This window comes from Candidatus Omnitrophota bacterium (assembly GCA_028699255.1).
Lineage (GTDB): Bacteria > Omnitrophota > Gorgyraeia > 2-01-FULL-45-10 > 2-01-FULL-45-10 > FEN-1322.
In genome coordinates this window covers 1-18246 of the sequence record JAQVUX010000014.1, presented here as the reverse complement: position 1 = coordinate 18246, position 18246 = coordinate 1, and the positions used below count along the sequence as shown (strand labels likewise).

The following is an 18246-nucleotide window of genomic DNA, read 5'->3' as shown; positions in this document are numbered from 1 at the left end:
ATTGGCCGGAGCATCGGCCCACTTCGCTTTTATAGGCTCCTGATCGTTCTCAGCACGAATCTCATTTACCGTTGCCAGGCCATCCTGCAGGCGCTTGCTCTGCATTTCAAGCTTGCGGGCTTCGTCCTCTTCATCTATCCCGGTCCATACCATCTTATAACGACCGTCAAAGAGCATGGGCATGATTCGTTGATTGATAGCGGAGCCAACAAAGTTAAGCACAGGACGAAGGCCGGTATTCGTATTCTCATCCTGTTCTGTCTGCGTCTTGGAGCCTGATTCCCCAAAGAGAGGTTTACTACCTGGGTTATACCCTTCAAAGCCGATAGCCGAAGGATTCACGCCATAAAGAGCACACAGAAGATTGATCTGAAACTGCATCCACAAATGGTATTCCATGTCTTTGCTGGTGCCTTTTATGTCCGTCCAGTTGACACCCTGGCCTTCTTCGAGTTGTATCATGGGTATCTTCCAGCGGCTTGCAGGCCCACGCAACTGCGTATACCATTCGCGCTTAAAATCCTGCAGTGCGTCCGTCCCCATGTTACCCACTATAGACAGTAAGCCAAGAGGCACGGAAGACTTCGTAAAGTAGCTGATATTATAAGAAAGACCATTTATCAACCCTGTTATCAATCGGATAGCGACTTCAAGCTCCGACTCACCGTATCCGGCATAGCGTATATCAGTTCTTACATTCCGGATGCCGTATATCAACTCGTCATAGGCATACTTGGCATAAACGGTGCCTTCCACGTCTTGAATATATCTTATCTTAGCGTCACCATCAAAGCCCTCTTCGGGCCTGCATACCTTTATCGTTGCCGCATCGACCGCATACATCTCGGCAATCTCGCCGCGAGAATTCGGAACAAGCTCTATTGCCATAGCGTCAAGGGTCATGGAATCTTTAACAATCTTTCGCAGGAATGTATCAAGGTTATCAGGCCTGTCATCGCTTCGCAAAGTGCCGGTCATCAGAAGGAAGTTTTCGATCTCCTTCATTTCCTTTTTGTCTCGCTTATCCGGACGGTACTCTTCATCTACAGTGGCAATCTTGAACCCAGGGTCTCCTTTCGGGGAGTTAGGCGTAGCAAAGCGGGCGACGTTATCCTGAAACCACTTTATAATCGCCCAGGCTACCTCGGTATCGGCCATTGCCCGCAAACGGTTGAAGGTCAACGGCGATACTTTCTCCTGCGCTCCGGTTATCCCGTGCGAATACACGCCGAATGGGTCAAAGAACGCTGTCTGCGGACTCTTTGGGTTACTCTTCCGCTCGCTCTTCATCAGGTCATCTCCGCCTGCGTGTAAGTTTTTCAAAACGGTGTTTATTCTCTCGTTGTAATCCATAAAAACCCCCAACAGATAGAAAACTGCTATCTATTGCAATTATCGCCTATCCGTCAAGAGGTTATCTGTATCTATCCCGGCTAACATGAGCAGCATTGGAGGCTCTGCGGCTATTCTTCTGACGCTTTCATTGCACCATTCTTCGGCTTGTTCTATGAGGATAAACCTTCTTTCAGACCTGATAGCAGCCAGAGCCGTGGTGCCGCTTCCGGCACAGTTATCAAGGACAATATCATTGGGATTGGTAAAGGTCCGGATAAGGTATTCAAAGAGGGGAACGGGCTTCTGTGTAGGGTGACTGCCCGTTTCACGGTTGAAGTTGAGGACGCTTAGAGGATGTCGCTGCGATGTGTCCTCGCAGGTGGATTTTAAAGACCAATTCTTCGAATTGCTAACGGTTGAAGGAGCTTTCCCGGATGTTATACGTCGGTAGGGCTTCCCGTATACCATCTGTGGATTGTATTTCATGTAATGGCCATTAGGTGTTTCTGTTATCGCTCCTTTGCTGAAGACTAAAGCAAGTTCGTGGCTCCGAAAGGGCTGATGATTTACTGTGAGGATATTCCCCCCTCTTTCTTTGGACCATACCCAATCGTACTTGAACATTTCGACATTGCTCGACACGAGAAGGCTGGCAAAGGGATTAGTAGCCGTGAGCACTATCGCCCCATCATCTTTGATTATTCGCTTGTAGTGCATCCACAGTTCTTCTACGGGTAATATCTTATCCCATGTGTCCCTCCCAGACGTTACACCATAAGGAGGGTCACACAAGATCATATCGACGCTCTTATTCGGCAGATCGGCCATCACATCGAAGCAGTGGCCGTGCGTGACTTTGTTGAGGTATCGTTCCATCACTTTGATGCCTTCATCCAATGCAATATAGCCTGCTGCAAGGTCATTCCGCAGGTCTTCTCATGGGCCGTAAGATAATACTTGAGCATATACGCAGACTGCTTCGCCGCTTCTATCCCCTTCCTTAGTTTATAGAGAAGGCTCCGCTCTATGATTATAGCAAGCAGTATGTGCGGCTCGCAGAATTCACGAGCGCCAAAGGCGTAATAATACTTCCCGCATGTTCCGCATTGGCCCATGAAATAAAACACGACACGCGGAGCATCGAGCAGGCTCCATCCTTCCGGAAGATCAAAGTGGTTAAGTATAAAGGTTATCTGCCCGTGGCAGGATTCACACCATAAATCATCCGGCACCATTAGTTTGTTCTTATTGGCAAGCATCTCGGAATCGATCTTGAGCATACCGACGAAAAAAGCTGATGATAAAGACTTTGACGTGCTTATGACCGCTTCTTGAAACTTTTCCAGCAGTTCCTTATTCACTTCATTTCTTGGAGGAGGACTTTTAAGCCCCATTGCCTCCAAAACAGCATCTTCTATAATCGGTGAACTGAATATTTCCCCATTAGTTATTGCCACTTTCCCCCACCATCACAGCGCAAACGCAAGCTGCCCTTTCTCTTCCATGCTTACAACAACCTGATCATCTTTGGATTCATCATTTTGCAGCTTCCAGCCCCAACCACCCCACACATGCGCCGGGGTATACCATCTTCCGAATTCCTCTAGCGACAAAGTATTGCCGTGGACCACAACAGCCGGGATTCCCAAAAGGCTTAACTGCAAATAGCACATGTGAGCGCATCGCTCGTCTATGTCAACTGCCGTTACGTGCATCTGCTCTTGATAGTTGTATCCGGCCTCTTTCATTGCCTTGGCAAGCCCTAAGACCATCGCCCCGGCTCCGGCTGCTGGCTCCGATACCGTTACAAAGCCTTGCTCTTTTATCTTCTCTTCCATGCCGACTATCGATATCCGGCCCATCATATCGGCAACGTGGATAGGTGTGAAGAATTGACCTACCCATTTGTTGTGAAGCTCAAGGTCATGGAACAACTGGCCGAGAACGTCCGTTGTATCTTCCTCCAGGGCTCCAGCAAGCATCCCCAGCAGCTTCGAGAACATATCAACGGCTTCTTTATCGTATCGCTTAACTATCTCCATGTAGCGGGCTTCACGGACATCGTATTGAGCCTTATCTACCGCATTGCTTATCGATAACGCTGACAAAGCGCAGAAGTCTCTGAACACGTCCCATTTATCATAACAGTGAAGACGCTGGCTGTTGATATGCCCGCTGATTATCTTTGCCATTTCTTTTTTGTAGTCAGTCATTGGCAATCACCCAGCGGAAGTACTTCTTGAGCCATACGCAGAGCGGCCTTCTCACACCATCTTTCTTCCTGCTCTATCAGAACACACTTTTTGCATAGGTCTTTTGCGGCTCTTCCTGTAGTACCGGAGCCCGCAAACGGGTCAAGGATTGTCTCGCAGACCGGAGATAAGCTTATTGCCCATGTAATAACCTCAAGCGGCTTCTGCGTAGGGTGAACACGAGGCTCGTTGTTCTTGCGAAGCATCCCATTCCATAGATGACGCTTTATCCTTACGGCACGCGGGTAATTAGTCCAAGCAAGCTCGCCATCAGCAAAGTCACCGGTATTCTCTTTGTCCCACACCAGCCAGCACTTGGCAGGCTCTACACGATAATAGTTGCCGCCCCACATACAGGAATATTTAGCCATTCCTATAAGAGTATTTATAAGCTCCTGCTCGATGGTAATATAATCCCATTCTGACGTGCCGTAATCTTTGGCCGGAACATATAAAGGCTTACCATCCTTAAACTTTGTGAATCCTCCTCTTGTAGCTTGTTTTTTATGGTCTTCTCCTATGCCATACGGCGGGTCCATCATTAACAAATCAAAGGTGCCGAGTTGCGGTATTATTTCTCGGCAATCACCGTGATATATAGTTACGTAATCATCTTGGTAATACGGTTCCATACCTTCCCCCATCAACCCTTATTACATTATCTCTAAAAGCTTGTCTATTTGCTCCTCGTCAAGATTCTTCACCAGGCACTCGATGCAATCGCCGTCGCAATCAACATACTCCTTCTGTATAATCTCTTGTATCTCGTCCGAACTATCCTCCGCAAAAGGACAGCCCTTCATAATACTAAAAATCAATTCCGCCTTTTCGATCTTATCCATGATCTACCTCCCCATTTCCTTATGCCATCTTTCAATGGCTTCTTTTTCCCTCTCGCAGGCTGCGCTGTGTTCCTGCATCTTCTTCTGGTCTGAATACCGGTTAAAAGTAAGTCCATACCCTATCCTGTGCCGGGCTTCGACGGCCTCAACGAGTTTCGTTGCTATCTCCTTGCATGTAGCAAGAGCAATCGTAGTTGCAAAAGGATGTTCCCCGGATAAAGCCGTAGACAATCGCGCGTTGTCCCTCTCAAGCTCTGCTATCCGGGCATCGCTTTCATTGATAATCCGCATAATCTCCTGTTTTAGCTGCTTCTCATTTGCGATACAGGCTGCGTGCTTGATATTGAGCTTTCGTTTAATCCAGTTCCTCATTGCTTGTCCTCCAGTCCATAGTAGCGCAGGCGACAGCTTTTGCATCCTTCATCGTGACACTTGACATCCTGCGGACAACATCCCCACGAAGGCTCGTTGCGAATCTTCTCCTCAAGCTCTTTAACCCTGCTTTCCAATTCCTCAATGCGATTGGCCGCGTATAACCCTGTGGGATTGTCACTGTTTATCCGAAGAATACCAACTATATTTTTGTTCATCTCCGGATATGTCCGCAAGGCATCTTTATTACTCATAATCATCGCACCCCAAATCTTCCAATTCCTCACCCATAACCCATAGGATAGCCAGAAGCACAAGCACAAGGCACATCGCCCCTTTGTCCATTAAAAATCTTATTGCATTCATGAATCCTTGAAAAAGTATATCGATAGACTTAACCGCTCGCTGCCCAAACATATAACCGCCTCCCCCTTTATCATTATAGATTATTCGCCAAAAAAAGCAAGCCCCGTAAAAAAGAAGAAGCGCCCTTTCGAGCGCCCCTTTAGTGGGGTATAAACCGTACCCCGGTTGATATATTCACCTATTCAGGCATTGCTCCCCCGTGCATCCATGCGTAATTGCATTGAAAGACGTAACTCAAATACGTCTGGCGATACTTGCGCCCATCGGTGCCGGAGTAAACAACATCATCACGCACAAAGAACAACGCCTCTTTGTGTTCCCCTTTTTTGATGAGTTCCCGGACAACCTCTTTTATGGCATCTTCATTCTCTTGCAGTTGTAAAGTTGTTTGTTGCGCCATCCCCCATCACCCCTTCTATCGATTAAGCCACTCCCGAACATGCTTTTTACAATCCGCATCTGTCGGACCGGTCTTCCCGTTTTTTACCGGGCAAGGCTCCCCATCGGGTCCGGGACAGATCGCATTTTCCACCAGTAGATCAATAAGCTTATCTATCTGCTCATCGCGCTTAGACACTTCCGCCATTTGCTGCTCCCCATAAGGACATACCCTCATTCCCCATCCTCCAATTCTTTCTTTGCCTTGTTTAAATAATCGTTTATCCACCCTTCATTCCGTTTCGGGTCTTCGCTCCGGGTATAATCCTGCACCGCAAGCTCAAGAGCCCGTTGAAGAATGGATACCTCCGCTGGCACCGGATCGCCTACGTTATCCGGTTTCATCGGTGCCTGTCTTGGAATGCTTTCGGTAAATCCGGAAGCGTTTTTATGCCCGCCGCCGCCCATGCTCCGGGACACTTCGCTGGTATCGAATTCACCGATAGAATAGAGGCTCCAGCTTCGCGTGCCGTCGTTCTTATCACGGTATAGAGCCACAAACGGAGCCCAGGGATTATCTTCAACCAGCTTATTGCCCACGTAAGAGCTAAACAGATTCGCATTACATATCGGCACCTGATAGCCGCATACGTTACCCACCCCAGCCTCGCTGCATATCTTCTCTACCATTTGATTCCGGTATCGAACAATAGGCACTCCGTCCTGTGCCAAACGCGCTATGCCCGACTTCTCCCCACGTGCCAGATTATCCCATATGCCGAAGTCCATAGGCTCGGATTCAAGAGCCGCAACGACCTCTTTTGATTGTGGAAGTTCAAACCGGAACAGATCGAAGTCCTCGACATAGCGTATAAGCCACGGCACATGAGATGATAAGCCCTGAAAGAATTCCCACGCCAGATAAGCCCCGGAGTGCTTCATGTCAAAGTCGCAGTAATCCAAGCCCTCAAGCTCTTTCTGCGCCGTTACATGATGATCGATAACCCGAAGCTGATTCATGCGTCCATTAAGCTCTTCCAATACATCACGTGGATACGAAAAGTCGAGGATGAATACATTTGCATCGTTCGGCATATCCGGCAACGGCTTACCATGCGTTAAAGGTATATACTTTGCCTGGTCTTTATAGAGTTTCCATGCTGAATAGGCGGCTCCGAAGCCGTCCAGATCGTTGTCGTGTAGAATATAGGTATCTCGCATTTGCCTTCCCCCTGTTGTATTACTCTTTATGAGCAATCAATCTATCTTTAAAGTTATCCAATGGACATTTAGGGAATATATATTTCCCCCCTTCTATAATTTTACTTGACAACGCAAAAGAGGTAAATTCTTCCCAATGCATGTTTTCTTTCTCTTTATTGCCATAAACAGATCGGAGAATATGACAACACGCAAACTGCTTAGGCAAGGGCCAAAAGTGGGGACAGTGACCGCACCTTGTTACGATGATTACCTTTTTATCGGCCATCATGCACCCCAATCCGGAAACGGACAATCCGGAAAGAATTCAGTCTCGCCCTTCATGGTGAATGCCGTAAACGCTTCTTTGTGCTTATCGTCTATCTTTATCCATTCTTTTAGGGTCATATCCTTCTGTCCAAGATTGCCCCGGATTACACTGCACGAAAAGACCTCCGTTCCATCTTTTAGCCCCGACAGCCTGAATTTGCATTGCTCGCACGATTCTATTGGTATTCCTTTTTTCATCATGCACCCCAATCTTCAAGCGGGCATTTCGAGTATAGTGCTTCTTCTACTCTTTCAGGCTCTTCCTCAATAAACCCCTCGATGAATGCCGTGAACGCTACTCTGTGCCGTGAAATATCCGAATCGTCGTGCAATCTCTGCATAATCTTATGGCAGGAGTGGCCGCTTCTGCTGTTCCTGAACATGCACTCCAGGCATGATCTTATTCTTATTCCCTTCATTGCTTATCCCTCCCGTTGTCCTCGCGTTTAGCTGTTATCTCCAACCGATACCCCAACCGGCAGGCCCATCGTGCAGCTTCCCGCAACATTATCGCCTTGCCCTTACCCGCCAGCGTGTTTTCCAGTCGCTCAACAGTTATACCAAGCTTCGCCGCCGCTTCTTCGTGTGTAAAGGGCTTTATCATCTGATAGAGGCAATACACGAATTGAGTCTCGAAGTTCTGTCCTACGTATTTTTCCTCGCGTTTCCTGGCCTGTTCCAGTTCGCTTTCAAGCTTTTTTCTCATAGCTTGCCCTCCAGTTTTTGGTGACAATCTTATTCATAGCTGCCTGCCATTTATCTGCCCATTTGAACAGGCCCATAGAAACACCGGCTATAAATATCTTCAGACAGTCCGGACAGATTGTAAGTTCCTCTTCGCCATTGGATACCAATACCCATCCCGACCTCTTGGCATCAGCTATACAATCCAACTCTACATATGATGCTTTAGATTCTATCTGACATGCGCTGCACTCCAAAGTCTGACATGCGCTGCACTCCAAAGTGTATTGTGAGGTCTCGTTTACGTTCCATCCTATTTCCAGTTCTTCCATGTTTAGTTTCCCTCCCTAAGTTTAGTTGATGTGTGCTCCGTTGATATCTTGCGGTCTTCCGCCGTTAGAAAGCATCTCGGCAATCTCACGCATTGCGGCAGTGGGTTTGCTGGCAAAGAATCGCACCGTTACCTTGATGCATTCATCGGTGCCAATGTCTTTACGAAAGCATCCATAATACTCTTTCGTTCCAGAAGGTAAAACCCATCCCGTTTTTCTATAGCTCGTCCATCCATATTCAGGCATGTTCAGTTACCCCTTTCTACTTTCGATGCAATCCGGGCAAAGGCGTAAATCTTCACCGTCTATCTCTACCTTCTTCCACCCCGCCGCGCTTGCCTCCAGGACGCACCCTAACTCGGTATCAGCCGTAGGTGCCGCCTTGCCACAGTCGTTACATTCTACGTAATATTCGCGTACCTCAACGGTATTCCATCCTATAGCATCCATGTTCAGTTACCCTCCTCTTCTTTTCTTTCAAGCCGCCACCCATCCCGGAGATAGTAAGATATGGGATTGTGTGAGGCTGTAACAACGATCTTAAATGACCTCTCCGGAATATCATTGTCGTGAAAGCTTATCACCCCAGCAGAATCCCTTCTGATCTTTGTAAGGTAATTCAAGTAGGATACGACATTTTGCTCGCCGTCTGTGTTTGCTATGTAAGGAATCCCTTTATCAACCTGTAAAAGCATCCCGGCAAACACACGCTTGAACGTGCTGATGTCTATTTCTTTCACAAAGGTTTCCCCTTCTTCGACGTATCCATGCAGAAGAAGACTATTAGCTACCATCGCCTTATCAATCGAATTCAACCTGTCCCGGTTTGTCATCCTTCACTTACCTCCATCGCTTTCCATGCTTCTTTCACAAAATTGATAACATTGTCAGCCCAGGGCTCGCCCCGGTATTCTTCCGGCATTGCGCTCCGGTCAGCAGGCAGGTTCTCAGCGGTCAGAGTATTACTTATCCCCCGTGCCTCTACTGCGCCTATTCCGAATTTACGCATCAGGTAATTGTCCAGATCGCTCTTAGTGGTCATGTTGCTATGACGTAGCCGCTCCCTATTGCTTGCCCCGTAATTCTTCAGAATACGGTCAGCATTGATCGTCGCGCCCTTCCACCGTTGAGCCTCTTTTATCATTGTTTGAAGATTCATTGCCCGCACCCCCACTATATTATTATACCGCTTGCCTACCGGCTGTCAAGCCGCCCGCCTATCCGTTAAAACTGCCATTCCTTCCGATAACCGAAGACCGGTTCAAGTCCTTGTTTTTTCATTTCTGCATCATTACGGCAGACGTTTGCAATTGTTACCGCCGCATAGACAGCTTTCAAAGTCTTTGATTCTGTCCGGCATATATCGTCTTCTATCAATGCCCTTACTCGGAAGATACAATCTCTGTTGTCCTCCGTGATTATGGGGTTAAGCTCCCCCATGCCGTTTACCTGCCCGGTCTTCGTTTGCAGCCTGTCTGTTTCACAGGCCATATTCACAACTCCATGTAAGGCCCGGTCCGGCCCCCTCTCGGTTGCTACACCTATCAAGGCCGCTGCTATTAGCGGTAACGCGCTCATTCTTAGTTTCATGAATACTTCCCCCTTCCTTCTTTAAGCGGCTATCTTGTTTTCTATGGCATCTTTAAGCTTACCGGCATACCTAAACACCGCATTTGACCTTCCGTAACCCTTGTAACTATCCGGGCTTATCGTTATTAAGCTTCTCATACACCAGCCCCGTGTTCTAAGCGGAAGGACTACGCCGTATTTATCACACAGGGAAACAAAGGCATCACCCGATATCTTGTCCCCTCGCGAAAACGTCTTTTCGGCATTCCGCAATGCTTTCCTTGCTTGCTTTTCGTCCTCCTTCTTCTTGGCTTCTGCCTTGGCCAGGCGCTCTTCGTCCTGCCTCTTCCAGTCTTCGTGAAGCTGGGCGATGTGCTGTAAGGTTTCCTCTCTACGTCCCAGGTAATCGGCCATCCCCATGATAGGACGCGGACCGGTCAAGGTCTTTTCTTTGGCCTCCATAAGAGCCTGCCGCATCTCCGGGAAATTGCCGTCGATATACCTTTTCATTTCGTCCATGAATTTATCATCGTGGACAGACATCACAGGAAAAAAGTGCTCGTCGTGCAACAGATACTTTGTGGCATAAACATCCCTGTCTTTCTTCAACTTGAAGAATTCGTATCCTTTATAGCTGCCTACCGGCACCATCTCCAGCGTAACTATTCCGTCAAAGTGTATACACTTACCTTTCATGCTTACACGTCCTTTCTATATTATCCCTTCCGGTAAAATAAGATTCGCTAACAACAAAGAGCCTATTCCAATCGCGATAAAATTAACGATCAACATTTCACATTGCCTCCTTTCTTACGCTGCTATCCTCTTCGCGAGTTGTCTTTTGGCATTGCTGAACAATTTCTCCGCCCGTGCTCCTGCCGGAACAACCTTGTATTCTCTTGCCAGCGTGCTCTTGCGGAAACGACACGCGCCAAGCCCCACAGCCCAGAACCTCAAAGGCTTTAAGCTTGTAACCTTGAAGGTATCGAATTTACCAATATTCCCGAAGAACAACGGCTGCTTGAACACCAGAACGTCACCGACATTGAACAGCTTCGCGGGCTTCTTCGCCCTCGCCGCCCGGCAACTCTCCCGCCACTTCAGAGCATATTCACTTCTTGCCACGGTGAGCTTCCGCAGTATACGTTCCGGGCAATCATAATAGCACGGCCCCATATCCTCTTCTATGTCCTTGTATCCGAAGTTGTAATATTCCCGGCTCCGCTGTGAGGTTAGACAGACCACTGCAAAGACTATGCGCTCGCCGGTCCTCTTGTTTATCCGCTCTATCGCCATATAGGATGTGCTGCCCCGCATAGATATATCCAATACTGTAAGTTTACCGTTTTCACTCTCACTGGAGAATTCCTTTATAAAGTAATCCTTCGCTGACATTCTCGCGTCCTTATTGACGAAAAGCCATCCCATGATGAATACCTCCAAGTTTTTATTTATTATCGAATTATCTTCCGAACGGCAACCGGGTATCAAGCCCGGTGAATCCCTCAAAGGTTATTTTAAGGTCTTCCGCGTAAAGCATGGGGAACGTCTCAACTTCCTTTACTTCGTATTTCCTCATCTTGGAGAAGGTCATGTTGTAAAGGTCCATACCCTCATCGTATTCGATTCTGCAGACGTTGGCTTTCTTACACATGGGGAACCGGAAGGATAAATCCTTCTCGCCGTGGACAGCCGCCTTCGCGCCTATCATCATGGACATCTCCCGCCAGTTGAGTTGTTGAAGAAGTGTTGATATTATCGGGTTCATTTGTTGCCTCCTGTATATTTGTTCAAGGGTAATTCCCTCATTACTATATACATTTCACAACAAAATTTGTTTCTCGGGGATTTTTAGGGATTATTCCTCTTCATCGTCGCCCACGAAGCCTGCGCTGCTCCGTGGAAGGTTCGTAACCTTCTCAAATGCTATTGTGAGGTAGTTTGTAGCGTGTCCATAGTGATCGGGACCAAGAGCCCCAATGCGCTCGTGCATCGAGGTTCCATCGTCCCCAAGCTCTTTGACGGATACCAGGTTGCAGATATGCTTCTTGAATTCGTCAAAATGAGGCGTGCCGTAGAGTTTCCGGAATACAGACAGGTTCCCGGAAGAAAAGGCATGAAGCATCAACTTTAGCGATACCGTTCTATCAACAGTCACCTTCGCCTGTGAATCCTGCCAAGAGGCCAGGAAGACCTTGCTGCTGCCGCCCTCGATGTTCGGATAATAGCAGGAGAAGATACGCCCCGGAAACTGCTTGAGCAAACGGGCGTTTCTATCCTTGCCATACCCGGCATCGCATACACACAGGCGGACGTTATACTTCTGCATCATGCGGGCAACCTCTTTTGGGTGTTCCTCCGCATCGTCAGAATCGATCTTGATTAAATCGATTATTAGAGGTCTACCTTCCCATAGCTTACCTATTACCATCCAACTAGTATCTCCCCAATCAACCCCGGCCACCACAGCCTCACCCGCAGGCAGTTTGACGAGGTTCGTTTCAACGCAGGCGTCCAGCATGGCTTCCGTTACCAGCATGGCATCGCCCATGTAAGGTATTCCCAGCACGTAATTGTAAAAAAGCTGTTTGAATACATACTTCTCTTTGTTCTGCATGATCTTGTTAGCCGATATCCACGGAGCCAGCATCTGTGATATATGATAACCCCGGATATTACGCCCGGCAAACTTCGGCACCCACTCGCCCCAATACCTGTTAAGCTTGCCCCTGCATCCCTTCTTCGTGCAGGCAAACCGATATGATACCGTTCCATCCTTTGCCTTGAGCTTCAGGAAGCTTTCAGGATAGGTTATGGGCTGCATCATACCGCAAGCCTCACAGCGGACCATCCACTCGTGTTGATCGCTTTTCTGATAGTTCTCGTCTACGCCCATATTCGGTATAGACGGTGTTGAAAACTCCCGTAGATACCCGTAAGGGGAAGACTTCAAAGACTCTTCAAATGCTATCTCTACTTTTGCTTTCATCCTGTCTTTTTCATCGATGAACAGAACGTCGGCATCAATACCTTCGCCCAAGTCGGCCTGCCAAGCCGAAGAGAGAATGAGAAAGCTATCGCCTATATCCTTCTGGTAAACGTTGGCAGACTTCATCCGACTTTTAAGATAAGGGGATTGCTCAATGGCAACATCGATACGGGTAGACGAAAAGCGCCTTACCTGCTTATCACGTGGGAAGACGTAGACAACTTTAGTAAACGGGTGCTGGTCCGGGAACCACAGGGCTTCTGTCAGCGAGTTTTCACTCATGCCGATCTGTCTGCCCTTCTCCGTCACTTTATGCGGGTGCTGGTCATACATGGGCTGCATAAGGAACGGTCTGTGTGCCTGCGGCACGGTAGATGAATAGAAGGTATAGGGCTTTCCTTTAAGTGTCCTATACCTTATGGTCCATACTGCCGGGTTTATCTCTGCCGCTACCGATCTTCTGGTATCTTCATCACCAACGGTTAGCAGCTTGAGGCCATCTCCACTAAACGTCGCTGCCATCCTGTTCTCCTGCTTCGTCTTCGGGTTTGTCTTCTTCTATTTCTTCTACACCTTCGCCATCGGAGGAGAATTCAAACTCCATCTTGTCGAAGTTGACCCCTTGCAGGCCGCTCTTGTCGGCCATTTCAAGCTCTGCGGCTATTCTCATATACTGCAGATACATGTCGGGGTTACTAAGCTTCAATTTGTCGGCTATCTCCATGATCTGCGCCCGTTTAGCTACCGTATCATCCATCTTGAAATGCTCGGGCTCTTTATACATCAGGCCGAGGCTCTGCAGTCTATCAATGAATTTCGATTCAGTATCGAATATTTGCTGGAGTATTTTTACCTTGACGGCCTTACCGTCTTCTGCCTTTCGATACTGTTTCCATAACTCACGAATAACGGTGAAGAACCGATGGAAGGCTATATCGGAGAAGTTCGATATATATTCCTGCATGGCCGGGGAAATATGCTTGCGTCCCGGAATTACTCGCTCCTCACGCATCTTCTTGATGTCCCGGCTGATGGTTCCAACAGACTTACCGAAGAAGTCTGCTATCTCCTGCTCGGTCATATGCTCGATAAAATACATCCGGAACGTTTCGTCACGGCGTTGCTGCAAAGGCATTTCACAGACTGTCTCGGGCGGTGCCTGTTCCTGTATTTTCTTCCGTCCGTCCGTCTTCGGCGGGAGCCCTAATTCTTCCGGAGTAAAATCTGCCATCGGTTCTTCCCCCTTGGTTATCTAACCCTTAAATAGTCTTGCTTTCTGGCTCAATGGTATACCAGCTAACGTTTTCACGCGGAAAGCATGTCCGAACCTCATTGACATGCACGGTAAGAACATTTGCGTCAACATCTACCTGGCTTACACCAATAAAAACACGTGTTGGTGAAGCTCCACCCAATTCTTCCACTACATGCGTTTTAGTGCTCTTTAACACTACCGTAACTTTATACATTACCGCTTCCTCCATTCGTTCAAATCCATAGCACGCCTTAAACATGCGTTCTCATAATCTTTCAAAGCGTTATCAGCCCTAAGAGCAGCATTTTCTTCCTTGAGCCTGTCCTTTTCGTAAATCATCTTCAGCATCTCAGATCCCCGAAGGCTGAAATAACCTATCTTGGCATAGCATCCGCAATACCAGCAACGAGGCTCCTCTTCCGTCCATGACATACCACACCGCGCACAGCACAAAAGATATCCGGGACGCCAACCGTTATTATAGGCGTCTCGGATATCTTTTGCTATTTTTTTAACCATCCGTATCATTCTTCAACTACTCCCGGAAGATAATAGTTGCTCTTGCCCATCTGGTCCAAAAGACCACCCAGGCGCAATATCTCCCGGCGCTGGGCTTCTATCAGGTGTGTAAATCGTAAATTGGCCGCATCGCGACAACCAACTTGCGCTTCAGCAAAAAAACATTGCTCTATGACGGTCATTCGTTTGCCTATCGGCTTAAAGTATTTTTCACCGTCTATTTCCACAATCATCTGCATCTGCTCTGAAGTAAGGTCTTCAAACCCTTTTCTGATGGCGGAATATGTAGTATAACAAGCAGGACAAACATAGATGTGCGTATGCTTATCTCCACAAGGCAGCTTAATCGCATCTTTCGGCAATACCTCTGCATAACAGAACGCGCAACCCTTTTTATCTTCATATTTATCTTCACGCACCAGTGCCTGGCCTACCGGACCAGCAAGGCGATTTACGATTTTCTTAAACCAATCGTCCCCATTATCGGGTATTCCATTGCCGCTTCGTAGCTCCTCAAGTATTTCACCACATCGGTTACACAAGAACCGCTTATCCTCATTGCTCCGCAGTGTGTTGATGTAATACCCGCCCTCTTCTTCAAACGAAGCTTTATGGCAGCAGGAGCAGGATACAATGGCTGAATGGCGGGAAGAACAGCAAAACAATTCCGCAGGAACTCTTTTGTCCTCCGTCCACGGAAATGAGGGTAATACGTCATAGCCAACGCTTATGCCGGGGCGAAGAGTGTATAGCGGGTATTCTTCTTCCTTCACATCTTCGGAAGATGTTTTCTCCTTCCGGCAATCGGAGCACTCACACTTCTTGTTCTCTATCTTCGCCCGTGATACCCTTAACTCCCGAATATCGGCTTCGATCTTACGCACTTCGTCTTTTAAGACAACAGCGGCGAAACTTCCATCGGGGGCATCTACCGCCATCAAGTCTTTTATCTTATCCCTCAATACCCGCTCCTCATGGCATTCACCGCACAGGTAAAACGAATGTTCTTCCGTTTCACAGATAAACGCCTCCATAGGATTAACACTCCTGGCACAGTCATGGCATGAACACTCTTCGGCCTGTTTAGGATTCCGTGTTGCTCGCAATGACCATATTTTACTTTCTATCTCCTTCATCTCATCAGAACGATGGTCAACCGTGCATGGTCTGCCATACAATCCCATCTCCCCGTGCACCATAGCGTCACATGTAGGACAAGCGATACGGTTCTTCGCTACGGCCTGCTTATAGGCTCTTTCGAGGCTTGTTTCTTCTTTGCAGAAGTTACAAAACCATCCTTTGCCATCCTCCGCCCATCCCCCTTCATCGTGGGGAACAAGCTGTTTGCACTTATAGCATTGCAAGACGGTTTTCTTCTTCTCTTCCTTCTTAGGATTACGGGTTTCCCTTAACGCCCGAAGCTTTTCTTTTATGTCTACCATATCCTTAGAATCTTCAGGATATACTCCGGGCTCTCCGAAAACGTGAACGTCTCTCGGTCCATAGATAAAAGGATTTTCCCGCCGCGCTTCTTCAAGCCGCTCTTCGAGGTGTGTTTCTTCCAGGCAATACTCGCATAAGTTCTGCCACGGAGCACGCGGACCTGCAGAATATCTTGCTAACTCATCCTTCGGGAACACTCCCCCGCACTTGCTGCACTTTTCGTATACACTCTTCGCCTTCGCCGCCGAGCCGCAAAACCCATCAAAACCTTCCATTCCTGTAAACATATTACCGCACCCCTTATAAAAATTTTATTTCCCCACTTGTTACCGTGATTTTCATAGCGTTTTAATCATTGCGTATAAGCTCGTCCCTTTTTGCCTCATTCATCCGGAAGATAGTATCAAGCAATTCAAGCAAGATATTATCGTTCTCTTCTGGTTTTCGTTCATCAATGAGATCAAGAAGCGTCGGCCCGCGTTGTATTCTTTCGAGATAGGCCGCATAATGACGGCATCCCCGGTTTATGTCTTCATCGTCCAAGAAGATGAATTTCCGGGTAACATAGGTTCTGAAACCTTCTACTGTGCGTAGACCCTGCACATCGGCCAAGTGAACCTCCCCCGCTTCTACCGCCAAGCAAACCTGCAACCGCAACCCCTCCCCCCTTTCTATATTATACCGTTTCTGACCAGTATTAACAAGGAATTGCTTGTTTGCTCCTTAAAAATAGGCCAAAAATGACGAAATCTGAATTATTGTGTTTTTTCTTCTTCCGGGAGGCCGTATTTCTTTAAAAGACGGACAAGCATCGCCCGTTCGTAATCCTCGTTTATGCTGTTACGGGAAGCTTCCCTCAAGCTTCTTTCTTTGGCAAAAGCCTCCTCGTATTCCTCGATGCGCCATAAGATATCGATAGGCAAGTAGGCTTCAGGTGTAACGTCGGCGTATATACTGTCTTGAACCGCGCCTACCTTTAAGCGCCACCAATTAACATACCCATCGTTTATTAGTTGCCATATAGGACCAGCTTCTATCAACGCTTTTACCTGATGCTCTTCCAGTCCCTTACAGGCTATAAGATAACGACGCAAAACACCCCTTACATATAATCGCGCCCTCTTCGTCCCTTCTGCGCCGATATCTCCCCGCAACGATAACAGTGGAGATATTATCTTTTCGACCTCTTCCATAGTCCGACACGCTACAGGCGTCCTGTTTGCGTCATAATGCCCCCTTATGGCTTCCGCATCGTCCTTTGTCATTATCGCCTTACGGTAGCCACCACAGACCCAACAGCCGAATTCATTTGCCCCGATCTCTTCCTCCCATATCACCCCACAGGTGCAACAGTAGACCTCTCGCTTTACACGGGGCTTGATCGGCTTGTTTCCTTCTTCTCGCCAGTTATCTTTGATAACGCAGGCTTCGTGCTTCGTCATATACCTCTTCTCCTTTCCACCGCATCGGTCACACTGCTCGGGGACATTATCTCCTTCCCACCATGCCCAGCCACAGCTTGCACAATAGGGTCTTTTTACCCCTCTGGCCTCCGGCACCAATATATCTCCCTTTTTGTTAGCTCTTTATTGTTCATCAATGATTCTCCTCCTTCCTTCCCGCCATACATACAGGCTTGGTGTTACTAGTCGTGCTCGTGAATGGACCATACTGGCAAGAGACGCAATCCCCCTCGTCATGTTCACACTGAACTGCGTTGCCGTAATTATCAAACCTTTGCATGTGTATCATCGTCTTTCTCCTTCCTCTGGCATAAGACACATACGTTTTCCGACTTGCGCCGGATAGATACCGCTATCGGCCCTATGAAGAACAGCAACTGCATGTCGTAATCCTGCCGGTAGTCCTCGTCCTTGAATATACCCCGGTTACACCGCGAGCATCTTATCTTACACCTTTCTTCCCCTGGTAGTATCATTTTCCTTCTTCCTCCGCTATCTCCGCTGCCGCTATTTTAAGAGCAGACTTGTAATAACAAGCTACTTCCACGGCATCGCCATTATCCGCAGCAGCGCAATCATCCGCAGGGCAGAAAGCATCTTCTTCGTCGTATGGCTCATATCGCTCTATGTCTTCATATGAACATCCGTCAGGGCATACCCAGTCATCTGCATAAGGACAAGAATCTGTGACGCCTTGATAAAACTCCGACATCTTTTCAAGGGCTCTCCCTCTTACTCTGGCGGTATAAGCCAACTTTACTACTGTCTTGTGCAAGTCGTTAGCATCAGTATATCTATCAGTGTGATCGATAATCTGCTGCGCACATACGGCAGCGTGTTGGCAAAGTTGGGTTATTTCCTCATCACTCAGCAACTTAGGCATGATCCACCTCCATTTCTTTTTCTGTCCACCGTAA

The 18246-nt window shown here is 47.8% G+C and carries 31 protein-coding genes; all 31 read right to left on the bottom strand.

The annotated features are described in order from the left end of the window. Window positions 1-1353: phage portal protein (locus tag PHS46_08125; protein MDD3906467.1), on the bottom strand; the 1353-nt coding region annotated here is incomplete at its 3' end. A gap of 39 nt (window positions 1354-1392) precedes the next feature. Further along, window positions 1393-2232 (bottom strand): site-specific DNA-methyltransferase, encoded by an 840-nt coding sequence (locus tag PHS46_08120; protein ID MDD3906466.1) that lies wholly within the window; start codon window positions 2230-2232, stop codon window positions 1393-1395. Further along, on the bottom strand, window positions 2211-2792 hold the full coding sequence (locus PHS46_08115) for a hypothetical protein (GenBank protein ID MDD3906465.1): 582 nt from the start codon (window positions 2790-2792) through the stop codon (window positions 2211-2213). The genes PHS46_08120 and PHS46_08115 overlap by 22 nt, the downstream gene beginning before the upstream one ends. Window positions 2793-2804: 12 nt before the next feature. Continuing rightward, window positions 2805-3527: an N-6 DNA methylase gene (locus tag PHS46_08110; protein ID MDD3906464.1), complete on the bottom strand. Its 723-nt coding sequence runs from the start codon at window positions 3525-3527 to the stop codon at window positions 2805-2807. A gap of 17 nt (window positions 3528-3544) precedes the next feature. Beyond that, window positions 3545-4219, bottom strand: a complete 675-nt coding sequence (locus PHS46_08105; protein MDD3906463.1) for a DNA methyltransferase — start codon at window positions 4217-4219, stop codon at window positions 3545-3547. Between the two features lie 21 nt (window positions 4220-4240). Then, complete coding sequence (locus PHS46_08100) at window positions 4241-4429, bottom strand: hypothetical protein (GenBank protein ID MDD3906462.1); 189 nt, start codon at window positions 4427-4429, stop codon at window positions 4241-4243. A 3-nt stretch (window positions 4430-4432) separates the two neighbouring features. Next, window positions 4433-4720: a hypothetical protein gene (locus tag PHS46_08095; protein MDD3906461.1), complete on the bottom strand. Its 288-nt coding sequence runs from the start codon at window positions 4718-4720 to the stop codon at window positions 4433-4435. A 77-nt stretch (window positions 4721-4797) separates the two neighbouring features. Beyond that, window positions 4798-5055 carry a hypothetical protein gene (locus tag PHS46_08090; protein MDD3906460.1) on the bottom strand — a complete coding sequence of 86 codons (258 nt, stop codon included), beginning with the start codon at window positions 5053-5055 and terminating at the stop codon, window positions 4798-4800. Next, entirely contained in the window at window positions 5048-5218 is a 171-nt protein-coding gene (locus PHS46_08085) for a hypothetical protein (protein ID MDD3906459.1), read from the bottom strand. Before PHS46_08085 ends, PHS46_08090 begins: the two co-directional genes overlap by 8 nt. A 127-nt stretch (window positions 5219-5345) precedes the next feature. After that, window positions 5346-5567, bottom strand: a complete 222-nt coding sequence (locus tag PHS46_08080; protein ID MDD3906458.1) for a hypothetical protein — start codon at window positions 5565-5567, stop codon at window positions 5346-5348. A 212-nt stretch (window positions 5568-5779) separates the two neighbouring features. Beyond that, entirely contained in the window at window positions 5780-6766 is a 987-nt protein-coding gene (locus PHS46_08075; protein ID MDD3906457.1) for a phosphoesterase, read from the bottom strand. 267 nt (window positions 6767-7033) lie between these two features. Further along, window positions 7034-7276: a hypothetical protein gene (locus PHS46_08070; protein ID MDD3906456.1), complete on the bottom strand. Its 243-nt coding sequence runs from the start codon at window positions 7274-7276 to the stop codon at window positions 7034-7036. Then, window positions 7273-7494, bottom strand: a complete 222-nt coding sequence (locus PHS46_08065; GenBank protein ID MDD3906455.1) for a hypothetical protein — start codon at window positions 7492-7494, stop codon at window positions 7273-7275. The genes PHS46_08070 and PHS46_08065 overlap by 4 nt, the downstream gene beginning before the upstream one ends. Next, a complete protein-coding gene (locus PHS46_08060) occupies window positions 7491-7781 on the bottom strand; it encodes a hypothetical protein (protein MDD3906454.1) in 291 nt (96 codons plus the stop codon). The genes PHS46_08065 and PHS46_08060 overlap by 4 nt, the downstream gene beginning before the upstream one ends. Further along, window positions 7765-8091, bottom strand: a complete 327-nt coding sequence (locus tag PHS46_08055; protein MDD3906453.1) for a hypothetical protein — start codon at window positions 8089-8091, stop codon at window positions 7765-7767. Before PHS46_08055 ends, PHS46_08060 begins: the two co-directional genes overlap by 17 nt. A 21-nt stretch (window positions 8092-8112) precedes the next feature. Next, window positions 8113-8337 carry a hypothetical protein gene (locus tag PHS46_08050; protein MDD3906452.1) on the bottom strand — a complete coding sequence of 75 codons (225 nt, stop codon included), beginning with the start codon at window positions 8335-8337 and terminating at the stop codon, window positions 8113-8115. 6 nt (window positions 8338-8343) lie between these two features. Then, a complete protein-coding gene (locus tag PHS46_08045; GenBank protein MDD3906451.1) occupies window positions 8344-8541 on the bottom strand; it encodes a hypothetical protein in 198 nt (65 codons plus the stop codon). Window positions 8542-8543: 2 nt separating this feature from the next. After that, complete coding sequence (locus PHS46_08040) at window positions 8544-8831, bottom strand: hypothetical protein (GenBank protein MDD3906450.1); 288 nt, start codon at window positions 8829-8831, stop codon at window positions 8544-8546. Window positions 8832-8920: 89 nt separating this feature from the next. Then, window positions 8921-9250 carry a hypothetical protein gene (locus PHS46_08035; protein ID MDD3906449.1) on the bottom strand — a complete coding sequence of 110 codons (330 nt, stop codon included), beginning with the start codon at window positions 9248-9250 and terminating at the stop codon, window positions 8921-8923. A gap of 65 nt (window positions 9251-9315) precedes the next feature. Then, entirely contained in the window at window positions 9316-9681 is a 366-nt protein-coding gene (locus PHS46_08030; GenBank protein MDD3906448.1) for a hypothetical protein, read from the bottom strand. Between the two features lie 21 nt (window positions 9682-9702). Further along, window positions 9703-10356, bottom strand: coding sequence for a hypothetical protein (locus PHS46_08025; GenBank protein ID MDD3906447.1), 654 nt, complete (start codon window positions 10354-10356; stop codon window positions 9703-9705). A 114-nt stretch (window positions 10357-10470) separates the two neighbouring features. Continuing rightward, window positions 10471-11088 (bottom strand): hypothetical protein, encoded by a 618-nt coding sequence (locus tag PHS46_08020; protein MDD3906446.1) that lies wholly within the window; start codon window positions 11086-11088, stop codon window positions 10471-10473. Between the two features lie 34 nt (window positions 11089-11122). Continuing rightward, window positions 11123-11428 carry a hypothetical protein gene (locus tag PHS46_08015; protein MDD3906445.1) on the bottom strand — a complete coding sequence of 102 codons (306 nt, stop codon included), beginning with the start codon at window positions 11426-11428 and terminating at the stop codon, window positions 11123-11125. Between the two features lie 90 nt (window positions 11429-11518). After that, window positions 11519-13171 carry a phage terminase large subunit family protein gene (locus PHS46_08010; protein MDD3906444.1) on the bottom strand — a complete coding sequence of 551 codons (1653 nt, stop codon included), beginning with the start codon at window positions 13169-13171 and terminating at the stop codon, window positions 11519-11521. Continuing rightward, window positions 13155-13880 carry a hypothetical protein gene (locus PHS46_08005; protein MDD3906443.1) on the bottom strand — a complete coding sequence of 242 codons (726 nt, stop codon included), beginning with the start codon at window positions 13878-13880 and terminating at the stop codon, window positions 13155-13157. The genes PHS46_08010 and PHS46_08005 overlap by 17 nt, the downstream gene beginning before the upstream one ends. A 237-nt stretch (window positions 13881-14117) precedes the next feature. Next, window positions 14118-14423 carry a hypothetical protein gene (locus tag PHS46_08000; protein ID MDD3906442.1) on the bottom strand — a complete coding sequence of 102 codons (306 nt, stop codon included), beginning with the start codon at window positions 14421-14423 and terminating at the stop codon, window positions 14118-14120. A gap of 5 nt (window positions 14424-14428) precedes the next feature. Beyond that, window positions 14429-16153: a hypothetical protein gene (locus PHS46_07995; GenBank protein MDD3906441.1), complete on the bottom strand. Its 1725-nt coding sequence runs from the start codon at window positions 16151-16153 to the stop codon at window positions 14429-14431. 61 nt (window positions 16154-16214) lie between these two features. After that, entirely contained in the window at window positions 16215-16478 is a 264-nt protein-coding gene (locus PHS46_07990; protein ID MDD3906440.1) for a hypothetical protein, read from the bottom strand. A gap of 143 nt (window positions 16479-16621) precedes the next feature. After that, complete coding sequence (locus PHS46_07985) at window positions 16622-17308, bottom strand: hypothetical protein (protein MDD3906439.1); 687 nt, start codon at window positions 17306-17308, stop codon at window positions 16622-16624. 287 nt (window positions 17309-17595) lie between these two features. Beyond that, complete coding sequence (locus PHS46_07980; GenBank protein MDD3906438.1) at window positions 17596-17805, bottom strand: hypothetical protein; 210 nt, start codon at window positions 17803-17805, stop codon at window positions 17596-17598. Then, window positions 17802-18246, bottom strand: a 445-nt coding sequence (locus PHS46_07975) for a hypothetical protein (protein MDD3906437.1), incomplete at its 5' end; no start/stop codon positions are given. The genes PHS46_07975 and PHS46_07980, both read right to left, overlap by 4 nt.